17 protein-coding genes and 5 tRNA genes are annotated in these 14,020 nt (G+C 69.8%); 6 read left to right on the forward strand and 16 right to left on the reverse strand.

The window, feature by feature from the left end:
- Window positions 1-46 precede the first annotated feature (46 nt).
- Window positions 47-280 carry an Lrp/AsnC ligand binding domain-containing protein gene (locus tag ABZ707_RS28250; protein WP_319683951.1) on the forward strand — a complete coding sequence of 78 codons (234 nt, stop codon included), beginning with the start codon at window positions 47-49 and terminating at the stop codon, window positions 278-280.
- A gap of 23 nt (window positions 281-303) precedes the next feature.
- Window positions 304-798 carry a DUF3515 domain-containing protein gene (locus tag ABZ707_RS28255; RefSeq protein WP_360180330.1) on the forward strand — a complete coding sequence of 165 codons (495 nt, stop codon included), beginning with the start codon at window positions 304-306 and terminating at the stop codon, window positions 796-798.
- Window positions 799-894: 96 nt separating this feature from the next.
- On the opposite strand, the gene ABZ707_RS28260 is transcribed toward ABZ707_RS28255, so the two are convergent.
- Genes ABZ707_RS28260 through ABZ707_RS28270 form a run of 3 tightly spaced genes read right to left on the reverse strand, consistent with a single transcriptional unit; the run spans window position 895 to window position 3,852 of the window.
- Entirely contained in the window at window positions 895-2,067 is a 1,173-nt protein-coding gene (locus ABZ707_RS28260; RefSeq protein ID WP_360180238.1) for a D-alanine--D-alanine ligase family protein, read from the reverse strand.
- Window positions 2,068-2,101: 34 nt separating this feature from the next.
- The gene (locus ABZ707_RS28265) at window positions 2,102-3,103 is read right to left on the reverse strand and encodes an NAD(P)H-dependent glycerol-3-phosphate dehydrogenase (protein WP_360180240.1); all 1,002 of its coding nucleotides are present in this window, start codon (window positions 3,101-3,103) and stop codon (window positions 2,102-2,104) included.
- Entirely contained in the window at window positions 3,100-3,852 is a 753-nt protein-coding gene (locus ABZ707_RS28270; protein WP_360180242.1) for a lysophospholipid acyltransferase family protein, read from the reverse strand. Before ABZ707_RS28270 ends, ABZ707_RS28265 begins: the two co-directional genes overlap by 4 nt.
- 157 nt (window positions 3,853-4,009) lie before the next feature.
- On the opposite strand from ABZ707_RS28270, the gene cofC reads away from it, so the two are divergent.
- Complete coding sequence (gene cofC / locus ABZ707_RS28275; protein WP_360180244.1) at window positions 4,010-4,699, forward strand: 2-phospho-L-lactate guanylyltransferase; 690 nt, start codon at window positions 4,010-4,012, stop codon at window positions 4,697-4,699.
- A 35-nt stretch (window positions 4,700-4,734) separates the two neighbouring features.
- Entirely contained in the window at window positions 4,735-4,938 is a 204-nt protein-coding gene (locus ABZ707_RS28280; protein WP_360180246.1) for a hypothetical protein, read from the forward strand.
- A gap of 99 nt (window positions 4,939-5,037) precedes the next feature.
- Here ABZ707_RS28280 and ABZ707_RS28285 read toward each other — a convergent pair whose 3' ends face one another.
- The 4 genes from ABZ707_RS28285 to leuC all read right to left on the reverse strand — a co-directional run bounded on the left by ABZ707_RS28285 (window position 5,038) and on the right by leuC (window position 8,187).
- Entirely contained in the window at window positions 5,038-5,661 is a 624-nt protein-coding gene (locus ABZ707_RS28285) for an HU family DNA-binding protein (protein ID WP_319683959.1), read from the reverse strand.
- 143 nt (window positions 5,662-5,804) lie between these two features.
- Entirely contained in the window at window positions 5,805-6,032 is a 228-nt protein-coding gene (locus ABZ707_RS28290; RefSeq protein ID WP_360180249.1) for a hypothetical protein, read from the reverse strand.
- 104 nt (window positions 6,033-6,136) lie between these two features.
- Window positions 6,137-6,745 (reverse strand): 3-isopropylmalate dehydratase small subunit, encoded by a 609-nt coding sequence (gene leuD, locus ABZ707_RS28295; protein ID WP_360180251.1) that lies wholly within the window; start codon window positions 6,743-6,745, stop codon window positions 6,137-6,139.
- Window positions 6,746-6,747: 2 nt separating this feature from the next.
- The gene (gene leuC / locus ABZ707_RS28300) at window positions 6,748-8,187 is read right to left on the reverse strand and encodes a 3-isopropylmalate dehydratase large subunit (protein WP_360180253.1); all 1,440 of its coding nucleotides are present in this window, start codon (window positions 8,185-8,187) and stop codon (window positions 6,748-6,750) included.
- Window positions 8,188-8,371: 184 nt separating this feature from the next.
- Here leuC and ndgR point away from each other — a divergent pair, with 184 nt between their 5' ends.
- Window positions 8,372-9,088, forward strand: coding sequence for an IclR family transcriptional regulator NdgR (gene ndgR / locus ABZ707_RS28305; RefSeq protein WP_010984119.1), 717 nt, complete (start codon window positions 8,372-8,374; stop codon window positions 9,086-9,088).
- A 51-nt stretch (window positions 9,089-9,139) separates the two neighbouring features.
- Here ndgR and ABZ707_RS28310 read toward each other — a convergent pair whose 3' ends face one another.
- Entirely contained in the window at window positions 9,140-9,646 is a 507-nt protein-coding gene (locus ABZ707_RS28310; protein WP_360180255.1) for a DUF4188 domain-containing protein, read from the reverse strand.
- A gap of 93 nt (window positions 9,647-9,739) precedes the next feature.
- Between ABZ707_RS28310 and ABZ707_RS28315 the strand changes: the two genes are divergently transcribed.
- A complete protein-coding gene (locus tag ABZ707_RS28315; protein WP_360180257.1) occupies window positions 9,740-10,399 on the forward strand; it encodes a MerR family transcriptional regulator in 660 nt (219 codons plus the stop codon).
- A gap of 56 nt (window positions 10,400-10,455) precedes the next feature.
- On the opposite strand, the gene ABZ707_RS28320 is transcribed toward ABZ707_RS28315, so the two are convergent.
- The 8 genes from ABZ707_RS28320 to ABZ707_RS28355 form a co-directional block, all read right to left on the reverse strand.
- Window positions 10,456-10,528 (reverse strand) — tRNA-Glu (locus ABZ707_RS28320).
- Between the two features lie 18 nt (window positions 10,529-10,546).
- Window positions 10,547-10,618 (reverse strand) — tRNA-Gln (locus ABZ707_RS28325).
- 17 nt (window positions 10,619-10,635) lie between these two features.
- A tRNA-Glu gene (locus tag ABZ707_RS28330) sits at window positions 10,636-10,708 on the reverse strand.
- Window positions 10,709-10,769: 61 nt separating this feature from the next.
- Window positions 10,770-10,842: transfer RNA gene (locus ABZ707_RS28335), tRNA-Glu, on the reverse strand.
- Window positions 10,843-10,860: 18 nt separating this feature from the next.
- A tRNA-Gln gene (locus ABZ707_RS28340) sits at window positions 10,861-10,932 on the reverse strand.
- Between the two features lie 244 nt (window positions 10,933-11,176).
- Complete coding sequence (gene gltX, locus ABZ707_RS28345) at window positions 11,177-12,673, reverse strand: glutamate--tRNA ligase (RefSeq protein ID WP_360180259.1); 1,497 nt, start codon at window positions 12,671-12,673, stop codon at window positions 11,177-11,179.
- Window positions 12,666-13,451 carry a fumarylacetoacetate hydrolase family protein gene (locus ABZ707_RS28350; protein WP_360180261.1) on the reverse strand — a complete coding sequence of 262 codons (786 nt, stop codon included), beginning with the start codon at window positions 13,449-13,451 and terminating at the stop codon, window positions 12,666-12,668. The genes gltX and ABZ707_RS28350 overlap by 8 nt, the downstream gene beginning before the upstream one ends.
- 244 nt (window positions 13,452-13,695) lie before the next feature.
- Window positions 13,696-13,899 (reverse strand): hypothetical protein, encoded by a 204-nt coding sequence (locus tag ABZ707_RS28355; RefSeq protein ID WP_360180263.1) that lies wholly within the window; start codon window positions 13,897-13,899, stop codon window positions 13,696-13,698.
- Window positions 13,900-14,020: the final 121 nt, after the last annotated feature.

A 14,020-nucleotide genomic window follows, 5' to 3' on the forward strand; every position in this document is an offset into this window, starting at 1 on the left:
GCGTCCCTTCTCCCCACATGATCCTCGTGGCCGCCCTGGAGGTTCCGTGGTACAGGCGTACATCCTTATTCAGACCGAGGTGGGCAGGGCGACGACCGTCGCCGAGACCATCGCCAAGCTTCCGGGAGTGATCCAGGCCGAGGACGTCACCGGTCCCTACGATGTGATCGTCCGCGCTCAGGCGGACACCGTCGACGAGCTGGGCCGCATGGTGGTCGCCAAAGTCCAGCAAGTGGACGGCATCACCCGCACCCTGACCTGCCCGGTCGTCCATCTGTAGCCCCCGCCTATGCTTGGCCGGTGATGCGTTCCCACCGTCCGCTCTCCCCTCGCAGGCTATCCGGCCGCCCGCTGCTGCGCGTGACCGCCGTCGTCCTGTTGTCGGCGGTGTGCTGCGCTTCGGCGGACGGGTCGGCGCGGGTCGCGGTACCCAGCCCGCCCCCGCGGGAGGCGGCGCTGTGCCGCGCTCTGCACGGGGAGCTGCCGACGACGGTGGCGGGCCTCGGCCGTGCCGACACCGAGCCGCGTTCGGAGCTGACCGCCGTGTGGGGCGACGCCGCGATCGTACTGCGCTGCGGAATTCCGCGGCCGGAGCAGCTCAATGACCCGCAGACACGGGCGGTGGAGGTGAACGGCGTCAACTGGATGCTGGAGGAACGGGACTCCGGGCCGCGCTTCGTCACCACGTACCGCGAGACATATGTGGAGGTCGCCCTGAGCACCCGGTTCGCCCATGACATCGGGCCGCTCACGGAGCTGGCGGGGCCGGTCGCCAGGACCGTGCCGGCCGGCCTGTAGCGCCTGTCCGGAAGACCGGCCGTACACGGCACCGGCCCGGACCCGCCGGTGCGGCGGGTCCGGGCCGGTGCCGTACGGAGCGACCTGGCGGGGCCGTCAGCGCAGACCGGTCGGACGGCGCAGCGCGGCCCGGATCAGCAGGTCGATCAGTTCCGCGTAACCGACGCCGCTCTCCTGCCACATCCGCGGGTACATGGAGATCGGTGTGAAGCCCGGCATCGTATTGATCTCGTTGATGACGAACTCGCCGTCCTCGGTGAGGAAGAAGTCCGCCCGGACCAGGCCCTCGCAGGAGGTGGCCTCGAACGCCTCGACGGCGAGCCTGCGTACCTCCGCGGTCTGCTCCTCGGTGAGCGGTGCGGGCACCAGCCCGGCGGCCGAGTCGATGTACTTGGCCTCGAAGTCGTAGAAGTCGTGCGCGGTGACGGGCGGGATCTCGGCGGGCACGCTGGCCCTGGGACCGTCCTCGAACTCCAGCACACCGCACTCGATCTCGCGGCCGCGCAGCAACGACTCGACCAGGATCTTGGGGTCGTGGCGCTGGGCCTCGGCGATCGCCTCGTCCAGACCGGACAGATCGTCGACCTTGGTGATTCCCATGGAGGAGCCGGCGCGGGCGGGCTTCACAAAGAGCGGCCAGCCGTGCTCGGCGGCGAAGTCCACGATCCTCCGACGGGCCGCGGCGCCCTTCTCGTCCCCGCTGCCCTGCTCCCACTCACGGGGCCGGATCACCAGATACGGGCCCACCGGCAGCCCGAAGGAGGTGAACACCCGCTTCATGTACTCCTTGTCCTGGCCGACGGCTGAGGCGAGAACGCCCGCGCCGACATACGGGACACCGGAGAGTTCCAGCAGGCCCTGGAGCGTGCCGTCCTCGCCGTACGGGCCGTGCAGCACAGGGAAGACGACATCGACCTCGCCCAGCGCCTTGGGCACGGAGCCCGGCTCGCTGTAGACGACCTCGCGGTTGCCCGGGTCCACGGAGAGGACGACACCGCCGTCCGCGGACTCGGCGATCTGCTCGACGCTCGGCAGGGTGCGGTCGGCGATGGCCATCCGCTCCGGATCGTCGGCGGTGAGCGCCCAGCGGCCGTCGGTGGTGATCCCGATGGGCAGAACGTCGTATTTCGTACGGTCGATGGACCGCAGTACGGCGCCGGCCGTGACCACCGAAATGGCGTGCTCGGAGCTCCGGCCGCCGAAGACGACGGCCACGCGCGGCTTGCGGAGCTGCTGCTCAGGGCTGTGGGAGGGGTTCTCGCTGCTCATATCGCGATGAGAGTACCTGGTGGTAGCGCCCGAGTCAGCGTCGCTCGGCCTTGGCGCTTCGCGACATCAGCTCCTTGAGCGCGACGAGCGGCGGCTTCCCGGCGTGGACGATCTCCACAACTGTTTCCGTGATCGGCATGTCGACATCGTGGCGCCGCGCCAGATCCAGCACCGACTCGCAGGACTTGACGCCCTCGGCGGTCTGCCGGGTGACCGCGATGGTCTCCTGGAGGGTCATCCCCCGGCCGAGATTGGTGCCGAAGGTGTGGTTGCGGGAGAGCGGCGAGGAGCAGGTGGCGATCAGGTCACCCATGCCGGCGAGTCCAGAGAAGGTGTGCGGATCGGCGCCCATGGCCACCCCGAGCCGGGTCGTCTCGGCGAGGCCGCGGGTCATCAGGGAGGCTTTGGTGTTGTCGCCGAGGCCCATGCCGTCGGCGATTCCGACGGCCAGCCCGATCACGTTCTTGACCGCTCCGCCGAGTTCGCAGCCGACGACATCGGTGTTGGTGTACGGGCGGTAGTACGGGGTGTGGCAGGCGGACTGGAGACGCTGGGCGACCGCTTCGTCCCGGCAGGCGACCACGGCGGCGGCCGGCATCCGGCCGGCGATCTCCGCCGCGAGGTTGGGCCCGGTGATCACGGCGACCCGCTCGGCCGGCGCCTTGGCGACCTCCTCGATCACCTCGCTCATGCGCTTGGCGGTGCCGAGTTCGACGCCTTTCATCAGCGAGACGAGCACGGTGTTCCTGGGCAGTACGGGCGCCCATTCGGCGAGATTGCCGCGCAGCGTCTGCGACGGGACGGTGAGTACGGTGAACTCGGCGCCGCGCGCCGCCGCCGCCGGGTCGGTCGTGGCACTGACCCCGGCGGGGAGTTCGACGCCCGGCAGGTAGTCGGGGTTGCTGTGGGTGGTGTTGATGGTCTCGGCGATCTCCGGGCGGCGCGCGCAGAGCGTCACCTCGCATCCCGCGTCGGCGAGGACCATGGCGAACGCCGTGCCCCACGAGCCCGTGCCGAAGACGGCGACGCGCGTCACTTGGACCCCTCTTCCGCGGCCTTGCGCCGCTGTTCCGCCCTGGCCTTGCGATGGTCGTACGGGGCCGCGGGCACCGGCTCGCCGCGCACCTCCGACAGCAGCTCCGTGATGGCGGCCATGATGACCTCGGTCGCCTCGCGCAGCAGTTCAGGAGTGGGCTCCTGGCCCTCGAACCGGGAGAGGTCGACCGGCGGTCCGGCCAGTACCTTCAGCGTCTTGCGCGGAAAGAACCGGAAACGCTTCTCCTTGGCGTACGGCGGCATCGCCAGATTGGCGCCCCACTGCGCGACGGGGATCACCGGGGCCTTGGTGAGCAGCGCGACGCGGGCCGCGCCCGTCTTGCCGGCCATCGGCCACATGTCGGGGTCCCGGGTGAGGGTGCCCTCGGGATAGAAGGCGACGCACTCACCGCGTTCGACGGCGTCGACGGCTGCCCGGAAGGCGTCCAGGGCGTCGGTGGTCTCACGGTAGACGGGGATCTGTCCGGTGCCGCGGAGCATCATGCCGACAAAGGAACCCTTGAAGAGTCCTGCCTTGGCGAGGAATCGCGGGACACGTCCGGTGTTGTACTGAAAGTGGGCGTAGGAGAGAGGATCCAGATAGGAGTTGTGGTTGACCGCCGTGATGAATCCACCGTCGGCCGGAACATGCTCCAGACCTTGCCAGTCCCGCTTGAACAGAATAATGAGCGGCGGTTTTGCGATGACGGCCGCCAGGCGGTACCAGAAGCCGATTCTGCGGCGGGACACTCGGACACCTTTCTCTTCGCGCCCGGCTCGCTGCCCGGCTGCCGGGGGTCAAGTGTCGCCCCGGGTCCCTGCTCTGTCGAGAACACCGTACGCCCCGGTCCGGCGGGCGGACCCGCGGGCCGCGAGGGCGCCGGGCCACAATAGAGGGCCGATACACATGGACGGAGAGTTCGCCACGAACACCGACCCCACCGACCGCTGGTCCCTGGTCGTCCCGCTCAAACCGCTGCCACTGGCCAAGAGCAGGCTCGCCGGGGTCGCGGGCGACGCCCTGCGTCCGCGTCTCGCCCTCGCCTTCGCGCAAGACACCGTGGCCGCCGCGCTGGCCTGCCCCGCCGTCCTGAATGTGGCGGTCGTCACGGACGACCCGACGGCGGCGGCGGAACTGGCCGCGCTGGGCGCGCGGATCGTGCCGGACGCGCCGGCGGCCGGCCTCAACGCGGCGCTCGCACATGGCGCGCGGGCGGTCAGGGCGGCCCGGCCGGGCGCCCCGGTGGCCGCTCTCAACGCGGATCTCCCGGCGCTGCGCCCCGGCGAACTGGCCCGTGTACTGGACGCCGCGGCGGAATTCCCTCGCGCATTTCTCGCGGACGCCGCCGAAATCGGTACGACATTGCTGGCGGCCTCACCGAATTCGGAATTGGGTCCGGCTTTCGGCGGTCCGTCCAGGAGCCGCCATTTGTCCTCGGGCGCGGTGGAAATAGTCCTGGCGGAGGTGGATTCCGTACGCCGGGACGTCGACACGGGCGACGATCTGCTGGTGGCCGCGGCGCTGGGGCTCGGCCCGTACACGGCGCGGCGGTACGCGGCGTTCGGACAGCTCCCGGCCGCACGGCCCGGCCACTGAGCGGGGGGATCGGGCGGGGCCGATACGCTGCCGCCATGCAGGCGACCGCGTACACATACGAATCCGGAACCCGCAGCGGGAGTGTGCTGCTGGACGACGGCACCCCGGTGGAGTTCGACGCCGAGGCGTTCGACGCCGGCGGGCTGCGGCTGCTCAGGCCGGGCCAGCGGGTGCGGATCGAGACCGAGGGCGAGGGCGCCGCGCGGCGGATCACGCTGGTGACGCTGTACACGTTCTGAGTCCGCGCGTCCCCCGGTTCTGGCCGGGCGCGCCGGACGAACGCCGCGGGCCGGGCTCCCCGAGGGGAGCCCGGCCCGGCGCGTATGGCCCTGTGCCGCCTACCTGGTGGCGGTCTTCTTCGCGGTGGTCGTGCGCGCGGTGGCCTTCCTCGCGGCCGGGGCCTTCTTGGCCGTCGCCTTCTTCGCCGGCGCCGTCTTCTTGGCCGTGGCGGTGGCCTTCTTGGCCGCCGGGGCCTGCTTGGCCGCGGTCTTCTTCGCCGCGGCGCTGGTCTTCTTCGCCGTGGTCTTGGCCGTCGTGGTCTTCCTGGCGGCCGTCTTCTTCGCCGAGGTCGCCTTCTTGGCGGTGGCCTTCTTGGCCGCGGCCTTGGCGGTCGTACGGGTGGAAGATCCGCCGGAGAGGCTGCCCTTGGGGGCCTTCTTGACTGCCACATCGTTCTTGGGGAGCTTCTTCGAGCCGCTGACCAGGTCCTTGAAGCCCTGACCCGCGCGGAACCGCGGCACCGAGGTCTTCTTGACCCGGACCCGCTCGCCCGTCTGCGGGTTACGCGCGTAACGGGCCGGGCGGTCGACCTTCTCGAAGGAACCGAAGCCGGTGACCGAGACCCGGTCGCCCGCGACCACCGCGCGGACGATCGCGTCGAGTACCGCGTCGACGGCGTCCGCGGCCTGCTGGCGGCCGCCGACCTTGTCCGCAATCGCTTCTACGAGCTGCGCCTTGTTCACGTCTTCCCCTTCGGAGACATTGCCAGAACGAAAGTGTTCAAGCTTTTTCGCACGTTAGGCAGATATATACCGCAAATCAAACACGAAACGGGCTAATCACCCTAGTGCCGCAACGAAGTCGACCTGGCGGAGATCCGCGGAGGTCAGTCACCTTCTGGAAAACGACCCTCGTCGAGGTCCTTCAGCAGACGGTCCAGACGCCTTGCCGCGTCCGGGAGATCGTGCTTCGCCGCGGCCGTGATGACCAGCAGCTTCCGGGAGAGCGCCATCCGTACGCCCTCCGGGACTTGCAGTTCACGCACCTTCGCGTGCGCCAGTTTCAGTTGTCCGGCGACTAACCCGTAGAGCTTGAGTTGGCTGTCGCGTTCCATGCACCGATTGTGCCATCTGGGGCGAGTTGTCGCCGGACGGGGGCTCAACAAGCAACTGCACCCCCTGCCGGGAGGCAGGGGGTGCAGAGGGGTAAAAGCGCTGCTCAGACGGTAATTGTGCGCGGTTTGAAGGACGGCCTCGCGGCCTCGTACGCGGCGATCTCCGCCTCGTTCTGAAGGGTGAGGCTGATGTCGTCAAGACCGTTCAGCAAGCGCCAGCGGGCGTTCTCGTCAAGTTCGAAATCAGCCATCAACCGCGCGCCGTCGGCGGTGGACGCCCGGACCTGTCGCTGCTCCAGGTCGACGGTGATCTCCGCCTGCGGGTCGCTCTCCACGAGCTCCCAGAGGGCGTCGACGGTCGGCTGATCCAGAACCACGGTCAGCAGACCGTTCTTGAGCGAGTTGCCGCGGAAGATGTCGGCGAACCTCGACGAGATGACGGCTTTGAAGCCGTAGTTCTGCAGGGCCCAGACGGCGTGTTCCCGGGAGGATCCGGTGCCGAAGTCGGGACCCGCGACCAGCACCGTGGCCCCGGCGTACTCCGGGCGGTTGAGGACGAACTCGGAGTCCTTGCGCCATGCCTCGAAGAGCCCGTCCTCGAAACCGTCGCGCGTGACCTTCTTGAGCCAGTGGGCCGGGATGATCTGGTCGGTGTCGACATTGCCGCGGCGCAGCGGGACGGCCCGGCCGGTGTGGGTGGTGAAGGCTTCCATGGTTATCGCGCTCCAGCGGGCGTACGGGCGCCGGCATCGGCGTCGGACAGATCGGCGGGCGAGGCCAGACGGCCGAGGACGGCGGTGGCGGCGGCGACCTGGGGCGAGACCAGGTGCGTACGGCCGCCCTTGCCCTGCCTGCCCTCGAAGTTGCGGTTGGAGGTGGACGCGGCGCGCTCGCCGGGCGCCAGTTGGTCGGGGTTCATGCCCAGGCACATCGAGCATCCGGCGTGCCGCCATTCGGCTCCGAAGGCGGTGAAGACCTTGTCCAGACCCTCCTCGACGGCCTGGAGCGCGACCCGCACCGAGCCGGGGACCACCAGCATCCTTACGCCGTCGGCGATTTTGCGGCCGTCCAGGACGGAGGCGGCCGAGCGCAGGTCCTCGATACGGCCGTTGGTGCAGGAGCCTACGAAGACGGTGTCGACACTGATGTCGCGCAGCGCCTGCCCCGCGGTCAACCCCATGTACTCCAGGGCCTTTTCTGCGGCGTGCCGCTCCGAGGCGTCCTCGTACGAAGCCGGGTCGGGGACGTGCGAGGAGAGCGGCGCGCCCTGGCCGGGGTTGGTTCCCCAGGTGACGAAGGGGGCCAGTTCGGCGGCGTCGATGAAGACCTCGGCGTCGAAGACCGCGTCGTCGTCGGTGCGCAGCGTGCGCCAGTAGGCGACCGCCGCGTCCCAGTCCGCGCCCTCGGGCGCGTGGTCGCGGCCCTTCAGATAGGCGAAGGTGGTCTCGTCCGGAGCGATCATGCCCGCTCTGGCGCCGGCCTCGATCGACATGTTGCAGATGGTCATCCGGGCCTCCATCGAGAGCTTCTCGATGGCCGAGCCCCGGTATTCGAGGATGTAGCCCTGGCCGCCGCCGGTGCCGATCCTGGCGATGACGGCGAGGATCAGGTCCTTGGCGGTGACGCCCTCGGGCAGTTCGCCCTCGATCGTGATGGCCATGGTCTTGGGACGGGCCAGGGGCAGCGTCTGGGTGGCCAGGACATGCTCGACCTGACTGGTGCCGATGCCGAACGCCAGCGCGCCGAAAGCGCCGTGCGTGGAGGTGTGGCTGTCACCGCAGACGACGGTGGTGCCGGGCTGGGTCAGACCGAGCTGCGGGCCCACGACATGGACGACGCCCTGCTCGACATCGCCCAGCGGGTGCAGCCGCACGCCGAAGTCCGCGCAGTTCTTGCGCAGTGTTTCGAGCTGGACGCGCGAGACCGGGTCCGCGATGGGCTTGTCGATGTCGAGGGTCGGGGTGTTGTGATCCTCGGTCGCGATGGTGAGGTCGAGCCGCCGGACCCGCCGGCCGCTCATACGGAGGCCGTCGAAGGCCTGGGGGCTGGTCACCTCGTGCAGCAGGTGCAGATCGATGAAGAGGAGGTCGGGCTCGCCCTCTGCGCGCCGGACGACATGATCGTCCCAGACCTTCTCCGCGAGTGTCCTACCCATCGCTTTCCCTCCGGCCGGCCGTGTGCGGCGGCGCTTCTAGAGATATGTGGGCCCGCGTCCGCGCTTCCCCCGCCCGCACGACGCCGGCTGTGGGCTCCTGGTCCGCGAGCCCGTCCTTACAGGTTTGCAAGTTCCCCGGGAAAATGAACTTGCGTTTCACAGAGTGAGACGCGAGTATCGTTTCATGGACAACTCTAGTGGCGTCGGCGTTCTCGACAAGGCTGCTCTGGTACTGAGCGCCCTGGAGTCCGGTCCGGCCACCCTCGCCGGGCTGGTCGCGGCGACCGGGCTCGCACGACCCACGGCCCACCGGCTGGCCGTGGCACTGGAACACCACAGGATGGTGGCCAGGGACATGCAGGGCCGCTTCATCCTGGGCCCGCGGCTGGCGGAGCTGGCCGCAGCGGCGGGCGAGGACCGGCTGCTGGCCACGGCGGGGCCCGTCCTCACACATCTGCGGGATGTGACCGGCGAGAGCGCGCAGCTCTACCGCCGCCAGGGCGACATGCGGATATGCGTGGCGGCGGCGGAGCGGCTGTCGGGTCTGCGGGACACGGTCCCGGTGGGTTCCACACTGACCATGAAGGCGGGCTCCTCGGCCCAGATCCTGATGGCCTGGGAGGAGCCGGAGCGGCTGCACCGGGGTCTTCAGGGAGCCCGGTTCACGGCCACGGCGCTGTCGGGGGTACGCCGCCGGGGCTGGGCCCAGTCGATCGGCGAGCGCGAGCCGGGCGTGGCCTCGGTCTCCGCGCCGGTGCGCGGCCCTTCGAACCGCGTGGTGGCCGCGGTCTCGGTGTCAGGTCCGATCGAGCGGCTCACCCGGCACCCGGGCCGCATGCACGCCCAGGCCGTGATCGACGCGGCCGGCCGGCTGAGCGAGGCGCTGCGCCGTACCGGCTGAGCCCGCCCCTGCCGGTACGTCGCCTCGGACCCGGCTCGGCCCCGGGCCCGCTCAGGCCCCGTCCGGCCGGCGCGCCCCGGCCGCGAGACGGTCGGCCGCGCTCTCGCCGCGGCTCCCCACCGGGACGACTCCGGTGGCCCTGCCGAGCCCGAACTCCGGCATGTTGATGTAGACGCTCTCGTACGATCCGGCCGGGACGACATAGGTCTCGTGCCAGAAACCCACCTCACCCCGGCCCGCCCGCAGCCGGCGGTTGAAGGCCGCCCAGGCCGGCCGGTGCTCCCGGTCCGGCGCGGAGGCGTACGCCAGCAGCTTCTCCTTCGAGTCCCAGTACTGGACGAGATACACCAGCCGCGGTCCGCCCACCAGCGTCGTGGCGCCGATCAGCCCGCTCTCCCGGTCCCGCGACAGCTCCTTGAGCATCCTCGGCATCGCCCGCGCCACCGGCCACCAGCTCCGCACGGCGCGGAACTTGTTGATCCGCATCCCGATCAGGAAGACGGTCACCTCCCCGCCGCCCCGCGCGGTCATCCGTCCCTCGATCGTCCTCGTGGTCATGCCCGTCCCCGTTCGCCGGTCATCGCTCGGAACTGGATAGTGGAACTATCCATGATTAGATAGTTCCACTATCCAGTGGAAGGTGCAACCGGTATGCGCATGGCGGAGCTGAGCGATCGCAGCGGGATCCCCACCGCCACGATCAAGTACTACCTGCGGGAGGGACTGCTCCGGCCCGGCCGCCGGATCAGCGCCACCCAGGCCGAATACGACGAGGACCACCTGCGCCGGCTGCGCCTGGTGCGGGCGCTGATCCAGGTGGGACGGATGCCGGTGGCCACGGCCCGGGAGGTCCTGGTCGCGGTGGAGGACGAGTCGCTCGACCATCACATGCGGCTCGGCGCCGCGGTCTGGGCGCTGCCGCAGGGCTCCGCCGACGCGGACGGCCGGGACGAGGCGGCGCGGACGGCACGCCAACGGGCGGACGCGCTGCTGGAGGAGCTCGGCTGGACCATGGCGCGCCAGGACGGGGACCGCTCCCCCGCCTACCGGACGCTGGTCGCCTCGATCGCCGGGCTCGCCAGGACGGGTTACCCGTGCGACCTCGGGGACCTGCTGGCGTACGGGCGGCTCGCCGGTGAACTCGCCGTCACCGACCTGGACATGATCGAGCGGTACGGGACGGCGTACGAACAGATCGAGGCCGCGGTCGCGCTGACCGTGCTGTACGAGCCGGTGCTGCTGAGCCTGCGCCGGCTGGCGGAGACCGAGGAGTCCAACAGGCGCTTCGGCGAGGGCGGTTGCGACGCGTGAGGGGGGTGAGGGAAGCGAGAAGGCCCTCCGCGTTCGCGGAGGGCCTTCTCGATGGGTACCCCCGACCGGATTCGAACCGGCGCTACTGCCGTGAGAGGGCAGCGTGCTAGGCCGCTACACAACGGGGGCATTGCAGAAACTACTGCGCTGGGCTACCAGGACTCGAACCTAGAACAACGGAACCAGAAACCGTCGTGTTGCCAATTACACCATAGCCCATGGTGATTTCAATCCAGTACCCCCGACCGGATTCGAACCGGCGCTACTGCCGTGAGAGGGCAGCGTGCTAGGCCGCTACACAACGGGGGCCCTAGCGATCCTGCATCGACGCGTCCGGGTGCGACCCGAAAGCATCGGAGAGAAGGATCTGTACCCCCGACCGGATTCGAACCGGCGCTACTGCCGTGAGAGGGCAGCGTGCTAGGCCGCTACACAACGGGGGCGTTGCAGAAACATCTGCGCTGGGCTACCAGGACTCGAACCTAGACTAACGGAACCAGAAACCGTCGTGCTGCCAATTACACCATAGCCCACCAAAACTGAACCCCCAGATGTGGGGGTTTGTTTGGTCTGCGTTTCCCGGCCGGACCTTTCGGCCTTCCCGGGGTGCGCAGGAAGAACATTACCCGATGCCGGACACCGCTCCAAAACGGGTATGTGCTCGCGGCGGTCCTGGCAGCGGCCCGGATCGGTGATCCGTACCGGGCGGTAGACGCGAGCACGGGCGGGGGTGGCCACCGGTCCTGTGACCACCGCCGCCCGTACCGGGCGCGCCGGTTACGCGGCCGGCCGCACCTTCGCCAGCGCCGCGTCGATACGCGACAGCGTGCGCTCACGGCCCAGGATCTCCAGGGACTCGAAGAGCGGCAGGCCCACCGTGCGGCCGGTGACCGCGACCCGGACCGGCGCCTGGGCCTTGCCGAGCTTGAGGCCGTGCTCCTCGCCGGCCGCGAGCACCGCGTTCTTGAGGGCCTCCGCGTTCCAGTCCGCCTCGGCGATCTTCGTACGGGCGGTGGCCAGCAGAGCGTCCGCGCCCGGCTTCATGGCCTTGGCCCAGGACGCCTCGTCCGACACCGGCTCGTCGAGGAAGAGGAAGTCGACATTGGCGGTGATGTCCGAGAGGACGGTGACCCGGGTCTGGGCCAGCGGCGCCAGCGCCTCGAAGGCCGCCGCGTCGAAGGACTCCGGCGTCCAGGGCGCGTACGGGGCCCTGAGCCAGGGACCGCACGCCTCGGTGAACGTCTTCACATCGAGCTGCCTGATGTGGTCGGCGTTGATCGCCTCGGCCTTCTTCAGGTCGAAACGGGCCGGGTTGGCGTTGACGTCCGCGATGTCGAAGGCGGCGACCATCTCCTCCATGGAGAAGATGTCGCGGTCGGCGGAGAGGGACCAGCCCAGCAGCGAGAGGTAGTTGAGCAGCCCCTGGGGCAGGAAACCCCGCTCGCGGTAGAGGTTGAGGGAGGACTGCGGATCGCGTTTGGAGAGCTTCTTGTTGCCCTCGCCCATGACATAGGGGAGATGCCCGAAGGCCGGGATGTCCTTGGCGATGCCCAGCTCGATCAGCGCCCGGTAGAGCGCGACCTGGCGCGGGGTGGAGGAGAGCAGGTCCTCGCCGCGCAGCACATGGGTGATCTCCATCAGCGCGTCGTCGACCGGATTGACGAGCGTGTAGAGGGGGGCGCCGTTGGCACGGACGATGCCGTAGTCCGGGACGTTCTCCGGGGTGAAGGTCAGCTCGCCGCGGACGAGGTCCGTGAAGGTGATCGGCTCGTCGGGCATCCGGAAGCGGACGATGGCACTGCGGCCCTCGGCCACATACGCCGCCCGCTGCTCGTCGGTGAGATCGCGGCAGTGGCCGTCGTAGCCCGAGGGCCGGCCGGCGGCGCGGGCCGCGTCGCGGCGGGCCTCCAGCTCCTCAGCGGTGCAGTAGCAGTGGTACGCGTGGCCGGCCGCGAGGAGCTTCTCGGCGGTGTCGCGGTAGATGTCCATCCGCCGCGACTGGCGGTACGGCTCATGCGGGCCGCCGACCTCGGGGCCCTCGTCCCAGTCGAGCCCCAGCCACCGCAGCGCGTCGAGGAGCTGGACGTACGACTCCTCGGAGTCGCGCGCCGCGTCGGTGTCCTCGATCCGCAGGACCAGGGTGCCGCCGGTGTGCCGGGCGAAGGCCCAGTTGAACAGGGCGGTGCGGACCAGACCCACATGCGGGTTGCCGGTCGGCGAGGGACAGAAACGTACCCGGACGTGCTTGTCCGTACCGATGTGTGCGCTAGCCACGCTTGATCACCCTGTTGGTGAGAGTGCCGATGCCTTCGATGGTGACGGCGACCTCGTCGCCGACGCTGAGGGGGCCGACCCCCGCGGGGGTGCCCGTGAGGATGACGTCGCCCGGAAGCAGGGTCATGGCCTCGGTGATGTGGACGACCAGGTCCTCGATGGAGCGGATCATCTCGCTCGTACGGCCCAGTTGGCGCTGCTCGCCGTTGACCGTGCACTGGATGGTCACGTCGGACGGGTCGAGATCGGTCTCCACCCAGGGGCCGAGCGGGCACGAGGTGTCGAAGCCCTTGGCGCGGGCCCACTGCTTCTCCCGCTTCTGGGCGTCGCGGGCGGTGACGTCATTGGCGCAGGTGTAGCCGAAGATGACGTCCTTCACGCGCTCGCGCGGGACCTCACGGCACAGCCGGCCGATAACGACGGCCAGTTCGGCCTCGTAGTGGACCTCGCTGGAGAAGGAGGGGTACTCGATCGCGTCGCCGGAACCGATCACCGAGGTGGTGGGCTTGAAGAAGGCGACGGGTGCCTCGGGGACCTCGTTGCCCAGCTCCGCCGCGTGCTCCGCGTAGTTGCGGCCGATGCCCACGACCTTGTTGGGGAGCACGGGCGGGAGCAGCCGTACCTTGCTCAGCGGGACCTTGGTGCCGGAGAGCTCGAAGTCGGTGTACGGAATGCCCTTGATGATGTCGAGGACGAGGCCGGCGGAGTCGCCGCTGCCTTCGCCCTCGACCGCGCCGAAGGCGACATTGCCGTCGATGGAGAATCTGGCGATGCGCACGGGATGCTGTCGCCCCTCACTTGCTGGCTGGTCTGGAGACTGACGCTCCAGGCTAGGCCATGCGCGGCGGATCTTCGCGGGCCCGCGACGCGCCCGCGCCGTCACCTCGCCGCACCGCCGGAGTGCCCCCGACGCGCCCGGTGCGGGGCCGGTGCTCCGCGCGCGTCACCGGATGCCGTCCCGTACGGACCCGGCCGGGCGGGCCGGGGCCGGGCGGACGGAGCCATCGGCGCGGGCGTGGAACCTACTTGGCCTCGGGCACGTCCATCAGGATCGTACGGCGGGGGTTGGCGGTCCGGGCCGGCAGAACGGCGCGATGCTCCGGGTGCTCCGCGGGGGCCAGGCCCTCGGCGCCCTTGAGACCTTTGAGGTCCTTGAGGTCCTTGAGGTGCGCCAGTGTGGTGCGCCGGGGGTTGGCTGTGGCGCGGAACGTCTTCGTCGTCTTCATCTGTGGCGTCAGACCCTGTCAGGTAGAGGGGCGCGCGGGGCGCCGGTGCCGGAATTGCCATCCCAGTAAAGCGCCAGGCTAAACATCCGATTCCCGCCGGAACGGGGATCCACCGGCGATC

Source organism: Streptomyces sp. NPDC006923, assembly GCF_040635655.1.
Classification (GTDB): Bacteria; Actinomycetota; Actinomycetes; order Streptomycetales; family Streptomycetaceae; genus Streptomyces.